At 60.7% G+C, this 23,527-nt stretch carries 20 protein-coding genes; 11 read left to right on the forward strand and 9 right to left on the reverse strand.

Annotated elements, in window-relative coordinates; all coding sequences use genetic code 11:
• Positions 1-29: 29 nt before the first annotated feature.
• The 3 genes from BLT00_RS17190 to BLT00_RS17200 all read right to left on the reverse strand — a co-directional run bounded on the left by BLT00_RS17190 (position 30) and on the right by BLT00_RS17200 (position 1,641).
• Entirely contained in the window at positions 30-920 is an 891-nt protein-coding gene (locus tag BLT00_RS17190) for a pseudouridine synthase (protein ID WP_063322296.1), read from the reverse strand.
• 71 nt (positions 921-991) lie between these two features.
• Positions 992-1,312 carry a transcriptional regulator gene (locus tag BLT00_RS17195; protein ID WP_092144795.1) on the reverse strand — a complete coding sequence of 107 codons (321 nt, stop codon included), beginning with the start codon at positions 1,310-1,312 and terminating at the stop codon, positions 992-994.
• Positions 1,313-1,404: 92 nt separating this feature from the next.
• Entirely contained in the window at positions 1,405-1,641 is a 237-nt protein-coding gene (locus tag BLT00_RS17200; protein WP_063322298.1) for a glutaredoxin family protein, read from the reverse strand.
• Between the two features lie 189 nt (positions 1,642-1,830).
• Between BLT00_RS17200 and BLT00_RS17205 the strand changes: the two genes are divergently transcribed.
• On the forward strand, positions 1,831-3,543 hold the full coding sequence (locus BLT00_RS17205) for a cation:proton antiporter (RefSeq protein WP_092144797.1): 1,713 nt from the start codon (positions 1,831-1,833) through the stop codon (positions 3,541-3,543).
• A gap of 8 nt (positions 3,544-3,551) precedes the next feature.
• Here BLT00_RS17205 and BLT00_RS17210 read toward each other — a convergent pair whose 3' ends face one another.
• Positions 3,552-4,760 (reverse strand): ammonium transporter, encoded by a 1,209-nt coding sequence (locus BLT00_RS17210; protein WP_092144799.1) that lies wholly within the window; start codon positions 4,758-4,760, stop codon positions 3,552-3,554.
• A 339-nt stretch (positions 4,761-5,099) separates the two neighbouring features.
• Between BLT00_RS17210 and BLT00_RS17215 the strand changes: the two genes are divergently transcribed.
• The 7 genes from BLT00_RS17215 (at position 5,100) to BLT00_RS17245 (ending at position 15,372) form a co-directional block, all read left to right on the forward strand.
• The gene (locus tag BLT00_RS17215) at positions 5,100-5,414 is read left to right on the forward strand and encodes an ElaB/YgaM/YqjD family protein (RefSeq protein ID WP_092144801.1); all 315 of its coding nucleotides are present in this window, start codon (positions 5,100-5,102) and stop codon (positions 5,412-5,414) included.
• A 2-nt stretch (positions 5,415-5,416) separates the two neighbouring features.
• Entirely contained in the window at positions 5,417-5,806 is a 390-nt protein-coding gene (locus tag BLT00_RS17220; RefSeq protein WP_063322302.1) for a phage holin family protein, read from the forward strand.
• The gene (locus BLT00_RS17225) at positions 5,803-6,138 is read left to right on the forward strand and encodes a hypothetical protein (protein WP_092144803.1); all 336 of its coding nucleotides are present in this window, start codon (positions 5,803-5,805) and stop codon (positions 6,136-6,138) included. Before BLT00_RS17220 ends, BLT00_RS17225 begins: the two co-directional genes overlap by 4 nt.
• Positions 6,139-6,336: 198 nt before the next feature.
• Complete coding sequence (locus BLT00_RS17230; RefSeq protein ID WP_092144805.1) at positions 6,337-7,665, forward strand: deoxyguanosinetriphosphate triphosphohydrolase; 1,329 nt, start codon at positions 6,337-6,339, stop codon at positions 7,663-7,665.
• A 387-nt stretch (positions 7,666-8,052) separates the two neighbouring features.
• Complete coding sequence (locus BLT00_RS17235; RefSeq protein WP_003199430.1) at positions 8,053-8,679, forward strand: response regulator transcription factor; 627 nt, start codon at positions 8,053-8,055, stop codon at positions 8,677-8,679.
• 10 nt (positions 8,680-8,689) lie between these two features.
• On the forward strand, positions 8,690-12,310 hold the full coding sequence (locus BLT00_RS17240; RefSeq protein WP_175456219.1) for a transporter substrate-binding domain-containing protein: 3,621 nt from the start codon (positions 8,690-8,692) through the stop codon (positions 12,308-12,310).
• A 113-nt stretch (positions 12,311-12,423) separates the two neighbouring features.
• The gene (locus tag BLT00_RS17245) at positions 12,424-15,372 is read left to right on the forward strand and encodes an HD domain-containing phosphohydrolase (RefSeq protein WP_092144809.1); all 2,949 of its coding nucleotides are present in this window, start codon (positions 12,424-12,426) and stop codon (positions 15,370-15,372) included.
• On the opposite strand, the gene BLT00_RS17250 is transcribed toward BLT00_RS17245, so the two are convergent.
• Positions 15,373-15,855 carry a GAF domain-containing protein gene (locus BLT00_RS17250; RefSeq protein WP_014337288.1) on the reverse strand — a complete coding sequence of 161 codons (483 nt, stop codon included), beginning with the start codon at positions 15,853-15,855 and terminating at the stop codon, positions 15,373-15,375. It abuts the gene before it with no gap.
• Positions 15,852-16,742, reverse strand: a complete 891-nt coding sequence (locus tag BLT00_RS17255; protein ID WP_003199422.1) for an ATP-binding protein — start codon at positions 16,740-16,742, stop codon at positions 15,852-15,854. The genes BLT00_RS17250 and BLT00_RS17255 overlap by 4 nt, the downstream gene beginning before the upstream one ends.
• Before the next feature lie 163 nt (positions 16,743-16,905).
• Here BLT00_RS17255 and BLT00_RS17260 point away from each other — a divergent pair, with 163 nt between their 5' ends.
• A complete protein-coding gene (locus tag BLT00_RS17260) occupies positions 16,906-19,227 on the forward strand; it encodes a hybrid sensor histidine kinase/response regulator (protein ID WP_092144811.1) in 2,322 nt (773 codons plus the stop codon).
• Here the strand turns inward: BLT00_RS17260 and BLT00_RS17265 are convergent.
• From BLT00_RS17265 to msrB, 3 genes are all read right to left on the reverse strand, one after another.
• Positions 19,211-19,672, reverse strand: a complete 462-nt coding sequence (locus BLT00_RS17265; protein WP_092144813.1) for a MarR family winged helix-turn-helix transcriptional regulator — start codon at positions 19,670-19,672, stop codon at positions 19,211-19,213. The genes BLT00_RS17260 and BLT00_RS17265 overlap by 17 nt on opposite strands.
• Positions 19,669-20,154 carry a glutathione peroxidase gene (locus tag BLT00_RS17270; protein ID WP_092144815.1) on the reverse strand — a complete coding sequence of 162 codons (486 nt, stop codon included), beginning with the start codon at positions 20,152-20,154 and terminating at the stop codon, positions 19,669-19,671. The genes BLT00_RS17265 and BLT00_RS17270 overlap by 4 nt, the downstream gene beginning before the upstream one ends.
• A gap of 256 nt (positions 20,155-20,410) precedes the next feature.
• Positions 20,411-20,803 (reverse strand): peptide-methionine (R)-S-oxide reductase MsrB, encoded by a 393-nt coding sequence (gene msrB / locus BLT00_RS17275; protein WP_092144817.1) that lies wholly within the window; start codon positions 20,801-20,803, stop codon positions 20,411-20,413.
• A 220-nt stretch (positions 20,804-21,023) separates the two neighbouring features.
• Between msrB and BLT00_RS17280 the strand changes: the two genes are divergently transcribed.
• Together BLT00_RS17280 and htpX are read left to right on the forward strand one after the other, a co-directional pair.
• Positions 21,024-22,235, forward strand: a complete 1,212-nt coding sequence (locus BLT00_RS17280; protein ID WP_003199412.1) for a pyridoxal phosphate-dependent aminotransferase — start codon at positions 21,024-21,026, stop codon at positions 22,233-22,235.
• Between the two features lie 302 nt (positions 22,236-22,537).
• The gene (htpX, locus tag BLT00_RS17285) at positions 22,538-23,425 is read left to right on the forward strand and encodes a protease HtpX (RefSeq protein WP_003199411.1); all 888 of its coding nucleotides are present in this window, start codon (positions 22,538-22,540) and stop codon (positions 23,423-23,425) included.
• Positions 23,426-23,527: the final 102 nt, after the last annotated feature.

Genomic DNA, 23,527 nt, shown 5'->3' on the forward strand with positions numbered 1-23,527 from the left:
TTTTATGCCTGGTCGGAAACCAGGGGGCACTACCACTGCAATATGATCTCGCTCTGGAATACACGTTCCTGGCCGGTGATCGGGTCGATGAAACGCAGCCCTTGCGCCAGTAGCTTGAGCGGGTTGGCGTAGTCATCCTCGGCGTCCCGAAGCACATCAGGATAAAACGGATCATTGCAGATCCCCGCCCCAAGGGCATTCATGTGAACCCGCAACTGGTGTTTCTTGCCCGTGACCGGATACAAGCCATAGCGCCACAACTCGCCGTTCCTTTCCAGCACTTCGATGGCCGTTTCGGTATTGGGCTCGCCCGGTCCTTCCTGCATCCGAAAGAACGGCTCACCATCGATCATCCGGCTTCTATGCACCCGGGGAAAGGTCAACCCAGGCAACGCGCGGGCAATGGCCTGGTAGCGCTTCTCGATCTGCCGTGTCGGGAACAACGACTGATACACCGAACGGGTGTGCGGGTTGGCCGAGAACAACACCAGCCCGGCCGTGTGCCGATCGATGCGGTGCAAGGGCACCAGATGGGGGTTGTCCAGGCGCCGGATCAGCCGGCGCAACAAGGTTTGCTCGACGTATTCGCCCGCCGGAGTGACAGGCAGAAAATGCGGTTTGTCTGCTACCACCAAGTGCTCGTCGGCATACAGGATCGACTCCACCACCGGGATCGGCTTCTCGTCGGGCACTTCACGGAAGTAGTGGATGCGCAGGCCTTCACGGTATGGCAGGTCGACCTGGATGGCCTTGCCCTCCCCGTCCAATACCCGACCCCGAGCGATCCGGTCCAGCCACTGCTCGCGACTGATGGCGCTGAAATGCTCGCACAGGCACTCCAGCACCGTCTGCCAGGAACCGGGCGGCAGGTACAGCGTACTGGCCTGATGATGAGCGGCGGAAAACGATGAACCGGACATTGAAAACTCTTAGGCATTTTTGCGAGGCGGTATTATCCGACAGTCGCACAGGCCAGCCCAGCAATGATTGCTCACGTGGTGACCGACGTCGATTTTGCCGCAGCTTCGGTGAACTCCTTCAACCAGCGCAGCACTTCCACCGCCTCCCAGCGACCTGGATCGTACAACGCGTACAACAGGCCCTGGTAACCCACCACATCCAGCTGTTTGTGATAGCCGGCACGCTGGAACAACGCTTCAATCTCGGCGAAACAGGTGTTGAAATGCAGTTTATTGAAGGGCGTCTTGCCTTCGGTAACCAAGCCATCCAGGCGCAGTTCCAGGGCTGCCTCGCGCACAACGTCCGCGGACATCCTGTTCACGCTGCTTTTCAGTTGTTCGACATTGACCAAGGGGATGCACTCCAGATAACTGTATGCACATACAGTAACCGAAGCACGATACTTTCGCCAACCGCAGTATCAGGAACTGACAGATGAGCTGCTCAACCGAGAAACTTCACGATCTGTTCGGCCTCGAAGGGCCAGTCCAGCTCGGCACCGGTATCCAGCCTGCGCAGCACGGGAATACGCAGCCCATAACTGTCCACCCAGGCTTCGCGTTCTGAAATGTCCACCAGCTCCACCAACAATCCATGTTCGACGAGAGGCATCAGTTCAGCTTCAGCTACTTCGCAAAGATGACACCCCAGGGTGCCGAACAACTGGCATTCAGGAAGCATGGCGGGTAGACCCAAAAAAGATAGACGGTCATTCTAGGCCCGCCCCGGGAAACCGTCGAGTCGCTGGCTCGCTTCAAGGTGTTTCGGTAAAACGCTGATGCAAATCACTGAACGTCAATGCCTTTCCAGCGACGCTTGTCGCATTTTCCCCTCTACGCTGTGCGTTGTAGCCTTGAAACGGAGTTCCCCTTGTTTGCCAACCTGCTGATCATCCTTGCTTCGTCCCTGGTGGTCATCGCCTTGTTCAGACGGCTGCGCCTGCCACCCGTGTTGGGTTATCTCTGCGTCGGGCTGGCGGTCGGGCCCACCGCGCTGGACTGGGTCAACGACAGCGAAGAACTGCCAGACCTGGCCGAGCTCGGAGTGGTGTTCCTGCTGTTCTCGTTGGGGCTGGAGTTTTCCCTGTCGAAAATGCTCGAACTGCGTCGGGTCGTGTTCGGCCTCGGCAGCCTGCAGGTGCTGTGCTCAGGGGCGGTCCTGGCGGGATTGCTGGCGTTGGCCGGCGCCCCTGTGATCGCCGCGTTGTTGCTCGGCGCAGGACTTGCCTTGTCCTCCACCGCCATCGTCAGCAAGGAGTTGACCAGCCTGGGAGAAATCTTCAGCAGCCATGGCCAGAACGCCATCGGAGTGTTGTTGTTCCAGGACGTTGTCGCGGTGCTGTTGTTGACCCTGGTGCCGGTATTCGCCGGCAGTAGCGACCATCCATGGTATTGGGCACTGCCCTTGACCTTGGGCAAGACCCTGGTTCTGTTCGGTGGTCTGCTGCTGGCTAGCCGACTGCTGTTGCCCCGGCTATTCCATGAGGTGGCGGCGTCCCGGTCCGCGGAACTGTTCGTGCTGCTGGCCCTGGTGATCGTGTTGCTGACGGCATGGCTGACCCACCTGCTCGGTTTGTCGCCAGCCCTGGGAGCGTTCCTGGCCGGCATGCTGCTGGGGGAGAGCCACTACCGGCACCAGATCGAAGCCGACATACGTCCGTTCCGAGATATCCTGCTGGGGCTGTTCTTCGTCAGCATCGGCATGCTGATCGACCTGCAGTTGTTCCTCGACGACGGCTTGTTGATCCTGGGATTGACCATCGGCCTGATGCTCATCAAGGGCTGTGTGGTCGCCATCTTGGTGAAATGGCGCGGCAGTGACGTTGAAACCGCCTGGCGCAGTGGCCTGGCGCTGGCCCAGGGCGGTGAATTCTGCTTCGCCCTGATGGCCCTCATGCAGCAGAACCGCCTCATGCCCGCCGACATCAGCGGCCTGCTTCTGGCCGCGACCTTCTGCTCGATGCTACTGACGCCCCTGTTGCTGCGTGCGGCGCCACGCATCGCCGCGCGCCTGCATCGCAAACCCAACGAAGAGGCGCAACTGGACCAGATCAGCGCACTCAACGCCGGCCTGTCGGGCCATGTGGTCATTTGCGGCTACGGGCGCGTCGGTCAATCCATCGGGCGGTTCCTGCGTCGCGAAGGCCAGGCGTTCGTCGCCCTGGATGACGACCCGGTGATTATCCGGGAAGCCACCGTCGGGGAAAACTGCGTGCATTACGGGGATTCGCGACGAGGTGACCTGCTTGCGGCCGTTGGCTTGAGCCGCGCCAGACTGCTGGTGATCGCGGTGGACAAGACCGACATCGCCATCACCGTGCTCAAGGCGGCCCGCCAGGTCAATCACCAGGTACCGATCCTGGTACGCACCCGTGACGACAGCCAACTGGCCGAGTTGCAGGCTGCCGGGGCCAGCGAAGTGGTCCCGGAACTGCTGGAGTCGAGCCTGATGCTGGCCTCCCACGCCTTGATCATGCTCGGCCTGCCCGAGCAGCAGGTCCGGCATCATGTGGACCAGGTTCGTCATGACCGCTACCGCCTGCTCCATGGCTTTTATCCCGGCAACCAGGACAAGGAGCCCTAGTTTGACGCTCAGTCCTGGCTGACCGCGCCGATCTTGTGAATCGACAGGTCGGCGCCGTAATACTCTTCTTCCTGGGTCAGGCGCAGCCCCAGCACGGCCTTGATCGCGCCATAGACCGCGAACCCACCGACCAGGGCGACGACAACGCCCAGCGCCGTGCCGATCAATTGGCTGACCAGGCTGACCCCACCCAGGCCGCCCAGGGCGCTCTGGCCAAAGACGCCACAAGCAATGCCGCCCCAGACACCGCACAGCCCATGCAGCGGCCAGACGCCGAGCACATCGTCGATCTTCCACTTGCCCTGGGCCGCGGTGAAGCACCAGACAAACAAGGCACCGGCAATGGCCCCCGTGACCAGCGCACCGACCGGGTGCATCAGGTCGGAACCGGCACAGACCGCCACCAAACCGGCCAGCGGGCCGTTGTGCAGGAAGCCCGGGTCATTGCGTCCGACAATCAATGCCGCCACGGTACCGCCCACCATGGCCATCAACGAATTGACCGCCACCAGCCCGCTCACCCCGGGCAAGGTCTGGGCACTCATCACGTTGAAACCGAACCAGCCGACAATCAGGATCCACGAACCCAAGGCCAGGAATGGAATGCTCGAAGGCGCAAACGCCACCAGGCGACCGTCCCGGTAGCGGCCATTACGCGGGCCGAGCAAGAGCACGGCAGCCAACGCCAGCCAGCCGCCCATGGCATGCACCACCACGGAGCCGGCGAAGTCATGGAAACTGGCGCCGAACCGGGCTTGCAGCCAGGCCTGCAGGCCAAAATTGCCGTTCCAGATCATGCCCTCGAAAAACGGATAGACAAACGCCACGATCAGCACCGTGGCGCACAACTGCGGTGCGAACCGGGCACGTTCGGCAATACCACCGGAAATGATGGCCGGGATCGCAGCGGCAAAGGTCAGCAGGAAGAAGAACTTCACCAGGCTATAGCCATGATCGACGCTGAGCGCCGCCGCCGGTTGCAGGAAGGTCACACCGTAGGCAATCCAATAGCCTATAAAGAAATAGGCCAGGGTCGAGACCGCGAAATCGCTGAGGATTTTCGACAGCGCATTGACCTGGTTCTTTTGCCGGACCGTTCCCACTTCAAGAAACGCAAAGCCGGCATGCATGGCCAGGACCATGACCGCGCCGAGCAGGATGAACAGCGTGTTGGAGCTGTGGACCAGACCGTCCACGGCGTTTTGCATATTTTCCATGGTATGGGCAGACCTGAAAAAGTTGAAAAAAGCACCAAACCGGTTCGCCAGCCTTGCGAGCGCACCAAGTTGAAACGACTCATTGGCCGTACGCAGGCCGACGAACCGCTTTGGTGCGCAAGAACGGTCAAAACGAAATCCCGCTTGGAGGTGCTTCGCGGGTTTTGATTATTTGGGTTAAGGTTTTTCGGGCTTTCGCCCAGCTTCAGCGCACTGGCGCAGGTTGATGCACCAGTACATGGCAAAAACCTGAGCAAAAGTTGTACCAGTCACTTGTACTGAACCTTCCAGCAAGGCTCATACTCGAACGTTTCAGACGTCACTTACGGAGATTCACCGATGACCAGACCCCAGGCAAAGACTGCTCAAGAAACCCTGATGGAAGATTTCCAGACGCTGGTCAGCGACACGGAGCGGTTGCTCGATCACACCGCGACGCTGGCAGGCGATCAAGCCGATGCACTGCGCAGCCAGATTCACGAAACCCTCCTGCGCGCCCGCGAAACGCTCAAGCTGACGGAAGATTCCATGCGCGAACGCGGCCAGGCTGCGGTGGTCGCCACCGAGGAATATGTACAGGCCAACCCTTGGCAATCCGTAGGCATTGCGGCAGGCGTTGGCTTTCTGATTGGTCTGCTGGCGACACGGCGCTGATGATGGGTATCGACGAATCCGGCTCGTCCGAAGCGGGCACAAAAACTACAGCACGCCGCCTGGGCGCGGCGTTCCTTGGCTTGCTGCATAGCCACGTCGAATTGTTCGGCATGGAGCTGCAGGAACAGAAGGCACGCACTGTCAGTCTCCTGCTGTTCGCCGGCCTTGCGCTGGTGTTCGGCCTGCTGCTGTTGGTCGGGCTTTCGGCGCTGGTACTGATCCTGGTATGGGACACCTATCGTCTGGCCGGCATTATCGGCCTGTGCCTGTTTTATCTGCTGGCGGCGCTGTTCTGCGGGCTTCGGCTCAAGGCGGCGATCTACGACGAGTCCTCTCCTTTCCACGCCACCCTCGAAGAACTGGCCAATGATCGGGAGCGCCTGTTGCCATGAGCCTGCCTGATATTCCTCAAGCCCGGACACGACAGGAAATGCGCAAGGCGCTGGTGCGTCTGCGCATGGAAATGCACCGCCAGGAAATCCGCCAGGAAACACGCCAGTTGCTGCAGCCCTTGCACCGGGCACGCGGCTTGACGCAAAGCTGGCACGAAGGCTTCGGCATCAAGCACGCGCCACTGTGGGGTGTGGCGGCGGTGTCCCTGCTCGGTTTCATCACCGGAAAACGAACCCGCAATGGTGGTGGCGGTGGCTTGACGGGCCTGATCCGCCTGGCAACGACATTGCTGCCGTTGATCAAGCTGGCCAAAGATATGCGCAAACCCTGAGGCCCCGGTGGCGAGGGAGCTTGCTCCCGCTTGAGTGCGAAGCACTCACAAAAATGGGCCTGCTTCGCAGTCCAGCGGGAGCAAGCTCCCTCGCCACACAGGGTTGTGTATCCAGTCTGTGCAGGCCTATAAGCCTTGCAGGGCAGCCCACGAACCGGGAAGCTAGGACACCGACACCATCAAACGGAGCAACCGGCCTTGGATTGGCACACCCTGCTGACTCGCGAACGCCTCGGAAAACCGCTGCACAGTCCGCAAGAACTGGGCCGCAGTCCTTTCCACAAGGACCACGACCGCATCATCTTTTCCGGCGCCTTCCGCCGCCTCGGACGCAAGACGCAAGTGCATCCGGTCTCCAGCAACGACCACATCCATACGCGCCTGACCCATTCCCTGGAAGTCAGCTGCGTCGGGCGTTCCCTGGGCATGCGCGTGGGGGAAACCATCCGCAATGCCCTGCCTGACTGGTGCGAGCCAAGCGACCTGGGCATGGTGGTGCAATCGGCCTGCCTGGCCCACGACATTGGCAACCCGCCGTTCGGTCACTCCGGCGAGGATGCTATCCGCTATTGGTTCCAGCAGGCTGCCGGCCGTGGTTGGCTCGATGCAATGAGCGAAGCCGAGCGCAACGACTTCCTCAACTTCGAAGGTAACGCCCAGGGATTCCGCGTCCTCACCCAACTTGAATACCATCAGTTCGACGGCGGAACGCGGCTGACCTATGCCACCCTCGGCACCTATTTGAAATACCCCTGGACTGCCCGCCACGCGGACTCGCTGGGCTACAAGAAGCACAAGTTCGGTTGCTACCAGAGCGAATTGCCACTGTTGGAGCAGATTGCCCACAAACTCGGTTTGCCACAGATCGAGGATCAACGCTGGGCACGGCATCCCTTGGTGTACCTGATGGAAGCCGCCGATGACATCTGCTACGCGCTGATCGACCTGGAAGACGGCGTGGAGATGGATCTCCTGGAATACCCCCAGGTGGAATCGCTGCTCCTGGACCTGGTGGGCGATGATCTTCCGGACACTTACCGGCAGCTGGGGCCACTGGACTCGCGGCGACGCAAACTGGCGATCCTGCGGGGCAAGGCCATCGAACACCTGACCAACGCCGCCGCCCGGGCGTTTGTCGAACAGCAGGAAGCCTTGCTTGCCGGCACATTGCCAGGAGATCTCGTGGAGCATATGCACGGCCCGGCAAAACGCTGCGTGTTGAATGCCAAGGACATGGCGCGCCGGAAAATTTTCCAGGACAAGCGCAAGACCCTGCATGAAATCGGCGCCTACACCACGCTGGAAATCCTGCTCAACGGATTTTGCGGAGCGGCCCTTGAACAGCATGGGGGCCGCACGCCTTCGTTCAAGAATCGCCGCATTCTCGACCTGCTGGGGAACAATGCGCCGAATCCCAATGGACCTTTGCATGGCGCGTTCCTGCGAATGATCGACTTCATTGCCGGCATGACCGACAGCTACGCCAGCGAAATGGCCCAGGAAATGACCGGCCGCACGCGCCAATAAAAGGCACCCTTTGCAGCACCTCGAAAAAAGTGGGAGCGAGCTTGCTCGCTCCCACAGGGGATTGGCGGTGAATGTGAATTCTGTAGCGCTGTGCCACAGGGAGTTTGAAGTAGATAAATAATGTATGGCTTACACACACCTCGATTAAAAACGCTTCCTTTGTTTGCACAACCAACACAATCAAAGAAATATCCCTTCACACACTGCCAACTCCTCTCATCTCTTTTTGCCATCCACCTACTAAAAAACCGATTACATCGTAATATCTTGCCTCTTTTTTTGTAGGAAACTTCTGAAATTGAAGTTGCATGCCCGTCTCTTCGTACGGCCCTGGTTGTAAGTGGGCTAAGGTGCGCGCTTTATTCAAGTTCGCAGGGTAATTTATTCATGAACTCCGTTTTCATTGTCGACGACCATCCGGTCATCCGCCTCGCTGTTCGCATGCTTCTGGAGCATGAGGGCTATAAGGTCGTGGGAGAAACTGACAACGGCGTCGATGCGATGCAAATGGTGCGCGAATGCATGCCAGACTTGGTTATCCTGGACATCAGCATTCCCAAACTCGACGGGCTGGAAATCCTCTCGCGCTTCAACGCCATGACCACTCCGCTCAAGACGCTGGTGCTCACGGCCCAGTCGCCGACGCTCTTCGGCATTCGATGCATGCAGTCCGGTGCCTCTGGTTACGTTTGTAAACAGGAAGACCTCAGCGAACTTGTCAGCGCAATCAAAGCAGTATTGTCCGGCTATAACTACTTTCCCAGCCAGGCGCTGAATCCGGTACGCCCGGATGACCCACGCAGTATCGAGCTGGACCTTTTCAAAAGTGTCAATGATCGGGAACTGATGGTGCTGCAACTATTTGCCCAGGGTCGTACCAACAAGGAAATAGCCAAAGGAATGTTTCTAAGCAATAAGACCGTCAGTACTTATAAGAAACGGCTGATGCAGAAGCTCAAGGTCAAGTCGTTGGTCGATCTGATTGAAATGGCGAAGCGCAACGCGCTGGTGTGAGAAAAACAGGATGCTCAGACGCATAACCGAATGTCTCCTGCTGATCAGCGCAGCGTTTTATACAGGAATGCTCACGGCGGCAGCGAATGCGCCCGAGCAATATACCCTGCTGGGCCGCTCGTCCATGGCCCATACCGAGGTCAAGCTGGATGATGTTCACCGCGCCTGGCTACAGGATCGGCAAGCGCTGGTCCTGGGAACTTCCGCCCCGGATTACCCGCCCTTCGATCTTTCCACCAGCGGACGCGACTACGAAGGCCTGACGGCTGATTACGCCGACATCATCGCCAAGGCCATCGACCTGCCCATAACAGTCCTGCGCTTCGATTCCCGCGAGGCGGCCATGGCCGCACTCAAGGACGGGCAAATCGATATGCTTGGCACCGCCAACGGTTTCGAGGCGCGCAACCCCGACATTGTGCTGTCGACGCCGTACGCAGTGGACCAACCCGTTCTCGTCACCCGAACGAATGAAAGCCGATCCCTGACTGACGATCTCGAGGGGTTGCGGCTGAGCATGGTTTATCACTACCTGCCGCTACGGGAAATTGAAAAACTCTACCCCAAGGCACTCATTACCACCTACCCGTCCTACCAGAACGCCATCAATGCCGTCGCCTTCGGTCAGGCCGATGTATTTCTCGGCGATACCCTTTCCACCCACTACATGATCAACAAGGGCTACTTGAGCAATATCCGCATGGCCAGCTTCGGCAAACACGAATCCCATGGGTTCGGTTTCGCCGTACGGCGTAGCGACACCCGCTTGCTGGAAGTCATCAACGCTACGCTGAGCCAGGTTTCCATTGCCGAGCAAGCCGCCATCTCCAAGCGCTGGAGTGCTGGCAGCGACCTGTATCTCACGGACCACAGGATACAACTGACCGACCGCGAGCAACGCTGGCTGGCGAGGCATCCGGTGGTCCGGGTGGTGGTGAACGAAACCTCCGCGCCCTTCACCTTCTTCGATGCGGAGGGGGACTTTCGCGGTATCAGTGCCGACCTGCTGGAACTGATCCGGCTGCGCACCGGCCTGCGCCTGGACATCCAGCACCGCCAGAACGACAGCGAAATGATTGCTGCGGTCCTCAACGATCAAGCCGACATGATCGCCGCACTTTTGCCCAGCAGTGAACGACAACTCCAGTTGAAGTTCAGCCGCCCCTACGTCGATAGCTCGTTCGTCCTGCTGACCCGCAAACAGTCCGACACGCCCACGACACTCGATCAGTTAGGCCACGCCAGCCTGGCAATCGCCAAAGGCAATCCGGTCATCGGATGGCTACGCAGCCAGTACCCGAACCTTCAAATCATCGAAACGGACGGCCCCTTGCGCGCCGTGGAAATGCTCGCCCATGGCCAGGTCGACGGCAGCGTGAACTCGCAGGTGATGGCCAACTACTTCATCTCCTCCTATGCGTGGCGCGACAGGTTGCAAATCAGCAGCACGGTGGGCACCCAACAGGCCATGTTCGCGCTGGCCACGGCAAAAAACGCCACAGAGTTGAACGCCATCCTCGACAAGGCCCTGACCAGCATCGACCCTGACGAACTGGGCGTCATCAACAACCGCTGGCGCGGTTACGTCTCGCCCTCGGAACACACCTGGCGCGCCTACAACCGCCTGTTCCTCCAGGTCGTCGTGGGCGTTGGCCTGTTGTTACTGTTTTCCCTGGCGTGGAACGCCTACATGCAGCGCCAGATCAGGCAACGCCAACGGGCGGAACTGGCCCTCAATGATCAACTCGAATTCATGCATTCACTGCTCAACGGCACCCCCCATCCCATCTACGTGAGGGATCGCAACGGCATCCTGCAAAGCTGCAACGACAGCTACCTGCAAACGTTCGACGTCAAACGCGAAGACGTCATCGGCAAGAGCCTGATGCCAGGATCCATGAGCAACGCCTTCGAAGCGCAGGAGTACCAGGCGGACTACCAACGCGTCATGGCCGAAGGCACCGCCCTGATCGTCGACCGGCCCCTGCACATCGGGGACCGGCAACTGACGATCTATCACTGGATCCTCCCCTACCGAAACTCCGCCGCCGAAGTGCAAGGCATCATCGGCGGCTGGATCGACATCAGTGAGCGGCGCCAGCTGTTCGAGGAGCTGCGCGCGTCCAAGCAACGGGCCGATGACGCGAACCGCGCCAAAAGCACGTTCCTGGCAACCATGAGCCATGAAATCCGCACCCCCATGAACGCGGTGATCGGCATGCTTGAGCTGGCCCTGAAACAGGCCGATAAGGGCCGTGTAGACCGTTCGACCATCGAAGTCGCGTACGAGTCGGCCTCCGGCATGCTCGAACTGATAGGCGATATTCTGGACATCGCCCGTATCGAATCCGGTCATCTGAGCCTGGCCCCCGAACGCGTCAATCTCAGGGCCTTGCTGCAATCGGTCATTCGGGTATTCGAGGGCGTGGCCCGGCAGAAAAACCTGGCGTTGTCCCTGCAGTTCGACGCCGCCAAGGGCAGCCCTGACGTGTTGATGGACCCGTTGCGGTTCAAACAGGTGCTGTCGAACCTGATCAGCAATGCCCTCAAATTTACCGAGCAGGGCCAGGTAGTGATCAAGGTCCGGCTGTCTCCAACCGACCGGGACGACGTCCTGCAAATGCACCTGGAGGTCAACGACAGCGGCATCGGTATTGCTCCGGCGGACCTGCAACGTTTGTTCGAGCCGTTTGCCCAGGTCGATAACACCAGCCGGATGGCCCGCAACGGTGCGGGGCTGGGGCTGGTGATCAGTCGTAACCTGTGCCGGATGATGGGCGGCAGCCTGCACATGAACAGCCAACCCGGCACCGGCACCCAGGTCCAGGTCTGCCTGCAGCTGACCGTCCTGGCGACGGCGCCGGTTCGCCCCCCACCTGAACCGGTCATCGAAACGGCCCAGGCTCCCCTGAACGTCCTGATCGTGGACGATCATCCCGCCAACCGCCTGCTGATGTCGCAGCAATTGGAATACCTGGGCCATCACTACCAGGTCGCCCATGATGGTGCCCACGGGCTTGAGGTCTGGCAAAAGAACCACTTCGATCTGATCATCGCCGATTGCAACATGCCCATCATGAGCGGCTACGAACTGGCCCGGTCGATTCGTCGCGATGAATCCGAGCAGCAACGACCGCCCTGCACCCTACTGGGGTTCACTGCCAATGCCCAACCGGAGGAAAAACAACGCTGCCAGGACGCTGGGATGGACGACTGCCTGTTCAAGCCAATCAGCCTGAGCGCCTTGAGCCAATGGATCAAGGCAGTCAAACCCGTCAGTTGCCCGGCAGCTTTCAGCATACAAAGCCTGCAGGCGTTGACCGGCGGCGACCCGTCGTCCAACCGACGGCTGCTGGCCGAATTGCTCAGCAGCAGCCGCTCGGACCGCCAGGAGTTGCTCGACATCGCCCACAGCGCAAACCGGTCAGCACTGGCCGAAATAGCGCACAAGATAAAAGGCGTCGCCCGCATCGTCCAGGCGACCTCACTGATCCAGCGGTGCGAGGCGCTGGAACACGCTTGTCACCAGGCGCAAGCGCCCAGGCGAATCAGCGATTGCATCGACGCCCTCGACCGAGCCATGAGCGAACTGGAGCGGGCCCTCGAAACGGAGATCGCCAAGGCAAAATAATCCAGCGTTTACTATGCTATTCGCTCAGCAGTGCGTACCTGGGGGTTCTCGATCGGTTTCCCTGCACGCGGGAACACCATCGAGAACGCCCCCTGACACTTGGAGTGACTGCAATGCCCAGCGCACCGCGTCCGGAAAAACGCCGGTTCCCCCTGCACGTTCACATCAGCGTGATGTTTACCCTGCTTCTGTTGCTGACCGGGGTGGTGCTGGGGATTTTCAATTACCGGCAAACCACGCAAATCATCCTGTCCAGCAGTGAGAAACTGTTCAACCGTATTGAACAGGATGTGCGCCTGGATCTGTACGACACCTACGAACCCATCCGCCACCTGTTGAGGCTGTTGGCCGACTACCCGGCGACGCGCACTCCCCAGATGGCGCAACGCCTGGCCCTGCTCGTGCCCTTCAGCCAGGCACTGCGGGACAACCCGAACCTGGCATCGTTGTACCTGGGCGATCATCAGGGCAACTTCATGATGGTCCGGCCATTGCGCACCGCGGCCCTGAAAGTCGCCCTGCAGGCACCGGCCGAGGCGGTCTACCAAGTCTGGACCGTGGAGCGGGCAACCGAGCAAGGCCCGGTTCACTCCCAGTCGCTGTTCTACGACGAGACGCTGACGCTCATCGGGCGCCGGGACATTGCCGACGAAACCTACGACCCCCGCAGCCGCAGCTGGTTTCGCAGCGCCGCCGGCAGCACCGAGCAGATCACCACCGAGCCCTACGTTTTTTTCTCCACCCATAACGTCGGCACCACCCTCGCCCTGCGCAGTGGCGAGCAGGCTGTCATCGGCGCCGACCTGACCCTGGCGGCCCTGTCCCAGACCCTGGCCAAACACAAGGTGACCACCGGCACCGAAGTCGTCTTGCTCGATCCCAAGGGCAACGCAGTGGGTTATCCCGACAACAGCCGGCTGCTCGCCGATGCCCAGTCGGCACGCCTGATCAAGGCCCGAGACCTCAGCCTGGCCATCGCCGCTGCGCTCGACGACAACACCGATGCCACGCGCCTGGAAGCGGACGGACGCCAGTGGATCGTTTCTCGCAGCCACATGCAGGAAGGCGGGCCCCAGGGCCTGGAACTGGCGCTGCTGGTCCCTGAAGATGAGCTGCTGGACAATGCCTATCGCATGCGCTGGCAAGGCGCGCTCATCACCCTCGCCACGCTGCTGCTGTGCCTGCCCCTGGGTTGGCTGACGTCCAGGATCCTGGTCAAGCCTTTGCGCGAACTGGTGCAGGAGGCCGATGCCATTCGCAGCTTTGACTTCAACTACCCGGTGTCCCGTCGCTCCCCGGTGCTGGAAGTCGATCAGTTGAGCGTGTCGATGGCGCGCATGAAAGAGACCCTGGCGAGTTTCTTTGAAATCACCGCCAGCCTGCGCGCCGAAACCCGCTTCGCCCCGTTGCTGGAACGGGTGTTGTTTGAAACCGTAAAAATCGGCCAGGCCCAGGCAGGCCTGATCTACTTGCGCGAGAACGACGACAACCGGGTCAAGCCGTATGGGCTGGTCATCAATGGAACACCCAGGGATCTCGAGGCCTTCAAGTTACGCAGTCATGAGCTCCAGGCTGGCGACAGCCCGCAATGGCTCCAGCAACTGGCCACCTCGGACAACCTCGTGGCCTCCCTGGGCTTCGAACAGGCGGCCGATCTGCAGAGCGTTCTGCGGGAGCTGGACTCGCCGCGCGTCCATCTGATCGGTATTCGCCTTCGCAATCGGCACCAGGAAACCGTCGGCGTCCTGGTACTGCTGATCACCGACAGCGGCACCGAAGCCGACCTGGAAAAACTGCAGCCCGACCGCATCGCCTTCCTGCAGGCCGTGTCCGGTGCCGCCGCCGTGAGCATCGAGGGTCAGCGCCTGCAAGCCAGGCAAAAGCAGTTGCTGGACGCCTTCATCCAGTTGCTGGCCGGCGCGATCGATGCCAAGAGTCCCTACACGGGCGGCCATTGCCAGCGGGTGCCGGTCCTGACCCTGATGCTCGCCCAGGCGGCCGCTGCCAGCCAGGTACCGGCATTCGAAACCTATCGGCCCACCGAGGACGAATGGGAAGCCCTGCACATCGCCGCCTGGCTGCACGATTGCGGCAAGGTCACCACCCCCGAATATGTGGTCGACAAGGCCACCAAGCTGGAAACCCTGAACGACCGGATCCACGAGATACGCACCCGCTTCGAGGTGCTCAAGCGCGACGCCTGGGTCGATTATTGGCAGGCCGTGGCAAGCGGCGGCGAGCCGTCATCCCTGGCGCAACAGCGCGACGCGACATTGACGGCACTGGATGACGACTTTGCTTTCGTCGCCCGCTGCAACCTGGGCTCCGAAGCCATGGCCGAAGCCGATCTGCAGCGCCTGCGACACATCGCGCAACGCCCGTGGACCCGAACCCTCGATGATCGCCTGGGGGTTTCCTGGGAAGAAAACCGGCGCCAGGCCCGCACGCCCAAGCCGACACTACCGGTCACTGAGCCACTGTTGGCAGACAAGCCCGAGCACCTGCTCGAACACCACGAAGCCGAACTGATCCCGGCGGAAAATCCGTGGGGCTTCCAGCTCGACGTACCGGCCTGGAAATACAACCGCGGCGAGCTCTACAACCTGAGCATCACGCGAGGCACGCTAACCCGCGAGGAGCGCTATGTCATCAACCATCACATGGTGCAGACGATCCTGATGCTCAGCCAGTTGCCCTTTCCCAGCCACTTGGACAACGTGGCGGAGATCGCTGGCGGTCATCACGAGAAGATGGATGGCAGCGGTTATCCCAAGCGTCTCAAACGCGAAGAGATGAGCCTGCCGGCGCGCATGATGGCCATTGCCGACATTTTCGAAGCGCTGACGGCAGCCGACCGCCCCTACAAGAAAGCGAAGAAACTGAGCGAAGCCCTGGGCATCATGGCCACCATGTGCCGTGACGCCCATATCGATCCCGAGCTGTTCGGGCTGTTCATCGATGAAAAGATCTACCTGAGCTACGCCAACCAGTTCCTCGACCCGCACCAGATCGATGAAATCGATCCCCACGGCCTGCTGGTCAAGGCAGGGTTGAAGGTATGATCAGCAATCCGTCAGGCGCAGGAATATCGCGGCCAACTGCTCGATGCCGGCTTGATCATGCTCGGTAAAACGCGCCAGTTTCGGACTGTCCAGGTCGAGCACGCCGATCAGGCGCCCGTCCTTGACCAGCGGCACCACCAGTTCGCTGTTCGACGCGCTGTCGCAGGCGATGTGCCCGGCGAAGGCATGGACGTCTTCGACGCGCTGGGTCTGCCGGGTCGCGGCCGCCGTACCGCACACGCCGCGGCCAAAGGGGATCCGCACGCAGGCGATCTGGCCCTGGAACGGTCCCAGGACCAGCTCTTCGTTGCGATTGAGGTAAAAACCGGCCCAGTTCAGGTCGTCCAGCTGACTGGACAGGAAAGCCGAGAACTGCGCGGCGTTGGCGATGAAATCACGCTCATCGGCCAGCAAGGATTCCAGCTGTGCCGATAACAACGCGTAGCCGTCAAGGCCGACTCCGGTGCCCTTCAAATCGATCATGCCTTGTGCTCCAACAATTTCAGGCCTACCCAATAGCGGGCAAACTGATAGGCGCAACGTCCGTTGCGATTGCCGCGACCGGTTGCCCAGCGCACCGCCAGTACATCCAGCGCTTCGTCGCGCTGCCAGGCCAGCCCAGCCTTGGCTGCCAATTCGCCGATCCAGTGCTCCACCACGTTAAGGAAATGCTCCTGGGTAAACGGATAAAACGACAGCCACAGGCCAAAGCGGTCGGACAAGGCGATCTTGTCCTCTACCGCTTCGCTGGGATGAAGTTCGCCGTCGACCCGTTTCCAGTTCTCGTTGTCGCTTTCCTTCTCCGGTACCAGGTGACGACGGTTGGAAGTGGCATACAGCAACACGTTGTCCGGCGCCTGCTCCAGGGATCCATCCAACACGCTCTTGAGCACGCGGTAATCGCCTTCACCGGACTCGAACGACAAGTCATCGCAGAACAACACGAAGCGCTGGGGCAGTTTCGCAACCTGCTCCACCACCCGAGGCAGATCGGCCAAGTGATCGCGTTCGATCTCGATCAAGCGCAGGCCATGCGGGGCATGTTCAGCCAACAGGGCGCGTACCAGGGACGACTTGCCGGTGCCACGCGAGCCCCAGAGCAAGGCATGGTTGGCGGGCATGCCATCGATGAACTGCCGGGTGTTGCGGCCCAGTTGTTCGACCTGGCGGTCCACGCCGATCAGGTCAGACAGGCGCATGTCGAGGCTGACCTGCAGCGGCAGCAGGTAGCCGCTACGGCCGTCACGCTGCCAGCGGGCGGCCAGGGTCTGGGTCCAATCGATGGTGGGCCGGGGCGCCGGCAGCAAAGGCTCGATCCGGGCCAGCACGGCATCGGCACGCTCAAGAAAAGCATTCAATCGCGAGTCCACGTCTTCTCCTCGGACAGGTTCACAGTAATGATGGCGCTCGAGCTACGAAACGTCGTATCCAATGGCGGGTCTACTTCACACAATACACACCGGCTGCACCGGTACTCAGAGATGATCAGCTATGCTTGACCGGCGAAGGGAAACGTAAGTGGTTCATCACTCAATGGACATCAGATTCACCCAACGGCTTTCCTACAAGCAGGCCCGCCTGACCGTCCTGGTGGGCTTCGTGTTGGGCACCTTGCTCAGTCTGATGCAGATCGGCATCGATTATGCCAGCGAAGACGCGTCGATCAACCGTGAAATCCTCTCGCTGCTGGAAATCAGCCACAACCCGGCCTCGCGTATCGCCTACAACATCGACGCCGAGCTCGCCCAGGAGCTGTCCATGGGCCTGTTGCGCTCACCGGCCATCATTGGGGCCGAGCTGATCGACAACAACAATACCGTGCTCGCCAGCGTCAAGCGGCCCGAGCTGCAAAGCAGCTACCGGTTCATCAGCGACTTTCTGTTCGGCGCCCAGCGTCAGTTCGAGGATCGGCTCTACCTGGATCATTTGCCCAACGAATCCCTGGGCATGCTGCGACTGGACGTCGACACCTATGCGTTCGGCAGTCGTTTCCTGCGCCGTGCCGAGGTCACCTTGCTCAACGGCTTCGCCCGCAGCCTGATCCTGACGGGCCTGCTGCTGGCACTGTTCTACGTGATGCTGACCAAGCCCCTGGTGCGGGTCATCCGCGAACTGAGCAGCCGCGACCCGAGCAGCAACGAACAGAATCACCTGGAATGCCCTGCCGGCCACCAGTCCGATGAAATCGGCGTACTGGTTTCCGTCGCCAACCAGCAGTTCGAAAATATCTCCACCGAAATCCAGCAGCGGCGCACGGCCGAAAATCGCCTCACCGAATACCTCGCGCAATTGGAGAACATCGTCTCGGCACGCACCGCCGAACTCAAGGCCAGCAACGCCCGCCTCAGCCAGTCCAACGAGGAACTGGAAGTGGCCCGGCGCACGGCCCTGGACATGGCCGAGGCCCGCTCTGCGTTCCTCGCCAACATGAGCCACGAGATCCGCACACCGCTCAACGGCCTGCTGGGAATGATCGCCCTGTCCCTGGACGGCCCCCTGACGGCCGAACAACAGCAACAGCTATCGATTGCCCATGACTCGGGCAAGGTATTGGTCGAACTGCTCAACGATATCCTCGACCTGTCGAAATTCGACGCCGGTCAACTGGAACTCGAACGCATCCCGTTCGACCTCGGCTCCCTGGTGGAGGATACGGCCAATCTGCTTTCCCAGAACGCGGCCCCGAGTGTCGAACTGGCCTGCCTGATCAAGCCGCAGTTCCCGGCGCAGGTTCTCGGCGACCCGACCCGGGTGCGTCAGATCGTCAGCAACCTGCTGTCCAATGCACTGAAGTTCACGCGCTTCGGCCGGGTCGACGTGAAGTTGAGTCATTACGACGGCGGCGTGCGCATCGAGGTCTGCGACACGGGCATCGGTATCCCCCAGGAAGCCCAGGCGAGAATCCTGCAGCCGTTCACCCAGGCCGGCGCCGGGATTACCCGCCAGTTCGGTGGCACCGGGCTGGGCCTGGCACTGACCTACAACCTCTGCGAAGCCATGCAGGGCCGGTTGACCATCAGTTCCGAAGCTGGCTTCGGCAGTCAGTTCTGTGCCGACCTGCCCCTGCCCTGCCATCTGCCGGCAACGCCGGTCGAACCGTTGCGCGGCAACGTCGTCGCCATCACCGCCAGCAGCAGCGGCCTGGCCGAGTTGCTGGGCATGCTGTTGCCGGGATGGGGCCTGGATTATGTGCAGCGCTCCATCGACGACCGGTTGCTGGGGCTCACACCCGACGTACTGATTACCGACTGCCCGGAATGTCTGTTCAACCTGCGGCCAACCTTTGATGCACCGATCCTGCTGGTGACCGCCTATGGCAGCTTCATGCCCAGCGAAGAAGCCGCCGCCCTCGCCCCGCTGATACAACAGGCCCGGCCGCTGGCGCGCCATGCGCTGTACCAGATTCTGCGGCGCGCCATGCAAAGCGAGGCGACCGTCATCGATGACGCACAGATCGAAGCCCTGGCGCCGTCCAGGCGTGGACGGGTGCTGCTGGTGGAGGACAACCCGGTCAACCAACTGGTGGCCAAGGGGATGTTGGTAAAACTGGGCTGCGAAGTCACCGTCGCAGCCCACGGCGCCGAAGCCCTGAGTCAACTGGAACAGCGGGTGTTCGACCTGGTGTTGATGGACTGCAACATGCCGGTAATGGATGGCTACGAAGCCAGTCGACAGATCCGCCAAAGCGGGCGCTGGTCGGACCTGCCGATTGTCGCCCTGACGGCCAACGCAATGCCCGAGGAACGTGAGCGCTGCCGTGCGGCCGGCATGAACGATTACCTGTCCAAGCCGTTCCGCCGCGAAGAACTGGCGGCAGTGCTGGACCAGTGGGTGCCGACTACGTCAGCGCTTTGATCTGGCCCAACAGGTGATCGAGACCGTCTCGCAATGTTGCGAGGCGGTCCAGGTCGATACCGCTGTCGCACAACAGGCGGGCCTTGAGCGGGCCGACCTGTTCACGCAAGGCTCGTCCGGCAGTCGTCAGGCTCAAGTGCACCTCCCGCTCGTCCCGGGCCGAACGCTGGCGCTGGACCAGGTCCAGCTGTTCCAGGCGCTTGAGCAGCGGCGTCAGCGTCCCGGAATCCAGCAGCAAACGCTCACCCAGCGCCTTGACCGTGGGCTGTAGCGGGGCCGTGTCCTGCCATTCCCACAGCACCAGCATCGCCAGGTATTGCGGATAGGTCAGGCCGAGTTGATCGAGCATTGGCTTGTAGCCACGGATCACTGCACGCGAAGCAGCGTACAGCTTGAAGCACAACTGGCTGTCGAGCTTCAGGGAATCGACTGACAGGTCATTCATTTGAGCAGCGCTTCGATCTCACCGGTCAGGTCCTGGGGCTTGGTGGTCGGGGCAAAACGCTTGACCACTTGGCCGTCCCTGCCGATCAGGAACTTGGTGAAATTCCACTTGATGCCTTTGGACCCCAGCACCCCGGGCGCCCGCTGTTTAAGCTGGACGAACAGGGGATGGGCGTTGGCGCCGTTGACCTCGATTTTCTTGAACAGCGGAAAACTCACACCGAAGTTCAACTCGCAGAACTCGGTAATCGCCCCCTCGTCGCCCGGCTCCTGCTTGCCAAACTGATTGCAGGGAAAGCCCAACACCACCAGGCCCTGGTCCTTGTAGGTCTGCCACAACGCCTCAAGCCCCTTGTATTGCGGAGTGAACCCGCACTGGCTGGCCGTGTTGACCACCAGCACAGCCTTGCCGGCGAAATCGGCGAGGGTCTTTTGCTCCCCCTTGATGGTGGTGCACGGGATGCTCAGCAGATTGTCGCTCATGGCAAGGCTCCAAAACGAATAGGACAGGCGGTGAAGATAGCGAGCGATTCAATTGTGTGCAATTTAATTATCCGAACCCATGGTCTGTGGAGCCCACAGGCTCTTGTGGCGAGGGAGCTTGCTCCCGCTCGGCGGCGCAGCCGTCGTAAACCCGGCTGGTGCGGTTTTCCTGCAAGACCGCGTCATCCCCTATTGGGGCGGCTGCGCCGCCCAGCGGGAGCAAGCTCCCTCGCCACAGGGGGATTGTGAGCAGTGCCTAACGGGGTACGAGATCCAGGCACACCGAGTTGATGCAGTACCGCAAACCCGTGGGCGGCGGGCCGTCGGGGAAGACGTGGCCCAGGTGGGCGTCGCATCTGGCGCAGACCACCTCGGTGCGAATCATGCCGTGGCTGACGTCCCGCACCTCCACCACCGCGCTGCCTTCGATCGGCGCGTAGAAACTTGGCCAGCCACAGCCCGAATCGAATTTGGTCTGCGAATCGAACAACGGCTCGTTGCAGCAGATGCAGTGGTACACGCCGTCGGTCTTGGTGGCGTTGTATTTACCGGAGAATGGCCGTTCGGTGCCCTTCAGCCGACAGACGTTGTACTGCTCCGGGTCGAGCATGGAGTGCCATTCTTCAAGGGTTTTTTCCAACTTTTCCATCGTCCTACCTCGGCAATTGAAAAAGCCCGATCCGACGCTTTTCCGCAGATCGGGCGGCACGTATGATTGCGCCTCGTCAGACGCCAGTCTGGCAGTCACGTCATGCGCATTCAAACGGATTGTGACGCCTATACCGCGTCAGGCCTGGGCACAGACGCAGGATTCCCAGTACGGTGGTTCATACGCCGCCTGGATCGTTCATTTTCGGGAACACATCGCCATGCAGGTCAGCAAATCGAACAAGCTCGCCAACGTCTGCTACGACATTCGCGGCCCGGTGCTCAAGCACGCCAAACGCCTGGAAGAGGAAGGCCATCGCATCCTCAAGCTGAACATCGGTAACCCGGCCCCCTTTGGTTTCGAAGCGCCCGATGAAATCCTCCAGGACGTCATCCGCAACCTGCCGACCGCCCAGGGCTACAGCGACTCCAAGGGCCTGTTCAGCGCCCGCAAGGCCGTGATGCAGTACTACCAGCAGAAGCAGGTCGAAGGTGTCGGCATCGAGGACATCTACCTGGGTAACGGCGTGTCCGAGCTGATCGTGATGTCCATGCAGGCCCTGCTCAACAATGGCGACGAAGTGCTGGTGCCGGCGCCGGACTATCCGCTGTGGACCGCTGCCGTGAGCCTGTCCGGTGGCAATCCGGTGCATTACCTGTGCGACGAACAGGCCAACTGGTTTCCCGACCTGGCGGACATCAAGGCCAAGATCACGCCCAATACCAAGGCACTGGTGATCATCAACCCGAACAATCCGACCGGCGCCGTGTATTCCAGGGAAGTACTGCTGGGCATGCTGGAACTGGCCCGCCAACACAACCTGGTGGTGTTTTCCGACGAGATCTACGACAAGATCCTCTACGACGACGCCGTGCACATCTGCACTGCATCCCTGGCACCGGACCTGCTGTGCCTGACCTTCAACGGCCTGTCCAAATCCTATCGGGTAGCGGGTTTCCGATCAGGCTGGGTTGTTATTTCCGGTCCCAAGCATCACGCCCAGAGCTACATCGAAGGCATCGACATGCTGGCCAACATGCGCCTGTGTGCCAACGTGCCGAGCCAGCATGCGATCCAGACGGCGCTGGGCGGCTACCAGAGCATCAACGACCTGGTCCTGCCCCAGGGCCGGCTGCTGGAACAGCGCAATCGAACCTGGGAACTGCTCAACGACATTCCCGGCGTCAGTTGTGTCAAGCCGATGGGCGCGCTGTATGCCTTCCCGCGGATCGACCCGAAGGTCTGCCCGATCCACAACGATGAAAAATTCGTCCTCGACCTGCTGCTGTCCGAGAAGCTGCTGGTGGTCCAGGGCACGGCGTTCAACTGGCCGTGGCCGGATCACTTCCGCGTCGTGACCCTGCCACGGGTCGATGACCTCGACCAGGCCATTGGCCGGATCGGCAACTTCCTCAAGTCCTACCGTCAGTAAGCCAGGCAGCGTGCGAGGCGTCCTCACCTCGCACGCTGTTTGATTCAGCAACATATCCGTTCCGCCGACTCCGTCGGGCCTTCTACACTGGGGATTGGACGGTCAACATGCATCTGGGCTCAACGTTCACGGGGGGCAAGCAGCGCATTTCTTTTCCCTGGTCACTTTCAGAAAAGTCTTTCAAACATTTAGGACGCGTGTAGGACACAGTTTGAAATAGTCGGCGAGTTGAATAGCCTGCGGCGGCACCTTATATACCCCGCATAACGCTACATCTTTAGCACGAGGAGATTTTCACAACCATGATGCGCATCCTGCTGTTCTTGGCCACTAACCTGGCGGTCGTGCTGATTGCCAGCATCACCCTGAGCCTCTTCGGCTTCAACGGGTTCATGGCGGCCAACGGGGTTGATCTCAACCTCAATCAGCTGCTGATTTTCTGTGCGGTGTTCGGTTTCGCCGGTTCCCTGTTCTCGCTGTTCATCTCCAAGTGGATGGCGAAGATGAGCACCAGCACCCAGATCATCAGCCAGCCGCGCACGCGTCACGAACAATGGCTGCTGCAAACTGTCGAGCAACTGTCCCGCGAAGCCGGTATCAAGATGCCGGAAGTCGGGATTTTCCCAGCCTACGAGGCCAACGCCTTCGCCACCGGCTGGAACAAGAACGACGCACTGGTCGCCGTCAGCCAGGGTTTGCTCGAGCGGTTTTCCCCCGATGAAGTCAAGGCCGTGCTGGCCCACGAGATCGGCCACGTCGCCAACGGCGACATGGTGACCCTGGCGTTGATCCAGGGCGTGGTGAACACCTTCGTGATGTTCTTTGCCCGCATCATCGGCAATTTCGTCGACAAGGTGATTTTCAAGAACGAAGAAGGCCAGGGTATCGCCTACTACGTGGCAACCATCTTCGCCGAGCTGGTACTGGGCATCCTCGCCAGCGCCATCGTCATGTGGTTCTCGCGCAAACGCGAGTTCCGCGCCGACGACGCCGGTGCACGCCTGGCCGGCACCAGCGCCATGATCGGCGCCCTGCAGCGCCTGCGCGCCGAGCAAGGCTTGCCGGTGCACATGCCCGACACCCTGAATGCCTTTGGCATCAACGGTGGCATCAAGCAGGGCCTGGCTCGCATGTTCATGAGCCACCCGCCGCTGGAAGAGCGTATCGACGCACTGCGTCGTCGCGGCTGACAGCCGGGGAATCTGTGGCGAGGGAGCTTGCTCCCGCTGGGGCGCGAAGCGCCCCTGGAGCGCGGCGACACGGTGGATCAGGTTAATTGAGTGAGCTTGAGA

The organism is Pseudomonas sp. NFACC51 (assembly GCF_900103575.1).
In the GTDB taxonomy this organism is placed as follows: domain Bacteria; phylum Pseudomonadota; class Gammaproteobacteria; order Pseudomonadales; family Pseudomonadaceae; genus Aquipseudomonas; species Aquipseudomonas fluorescens_Q.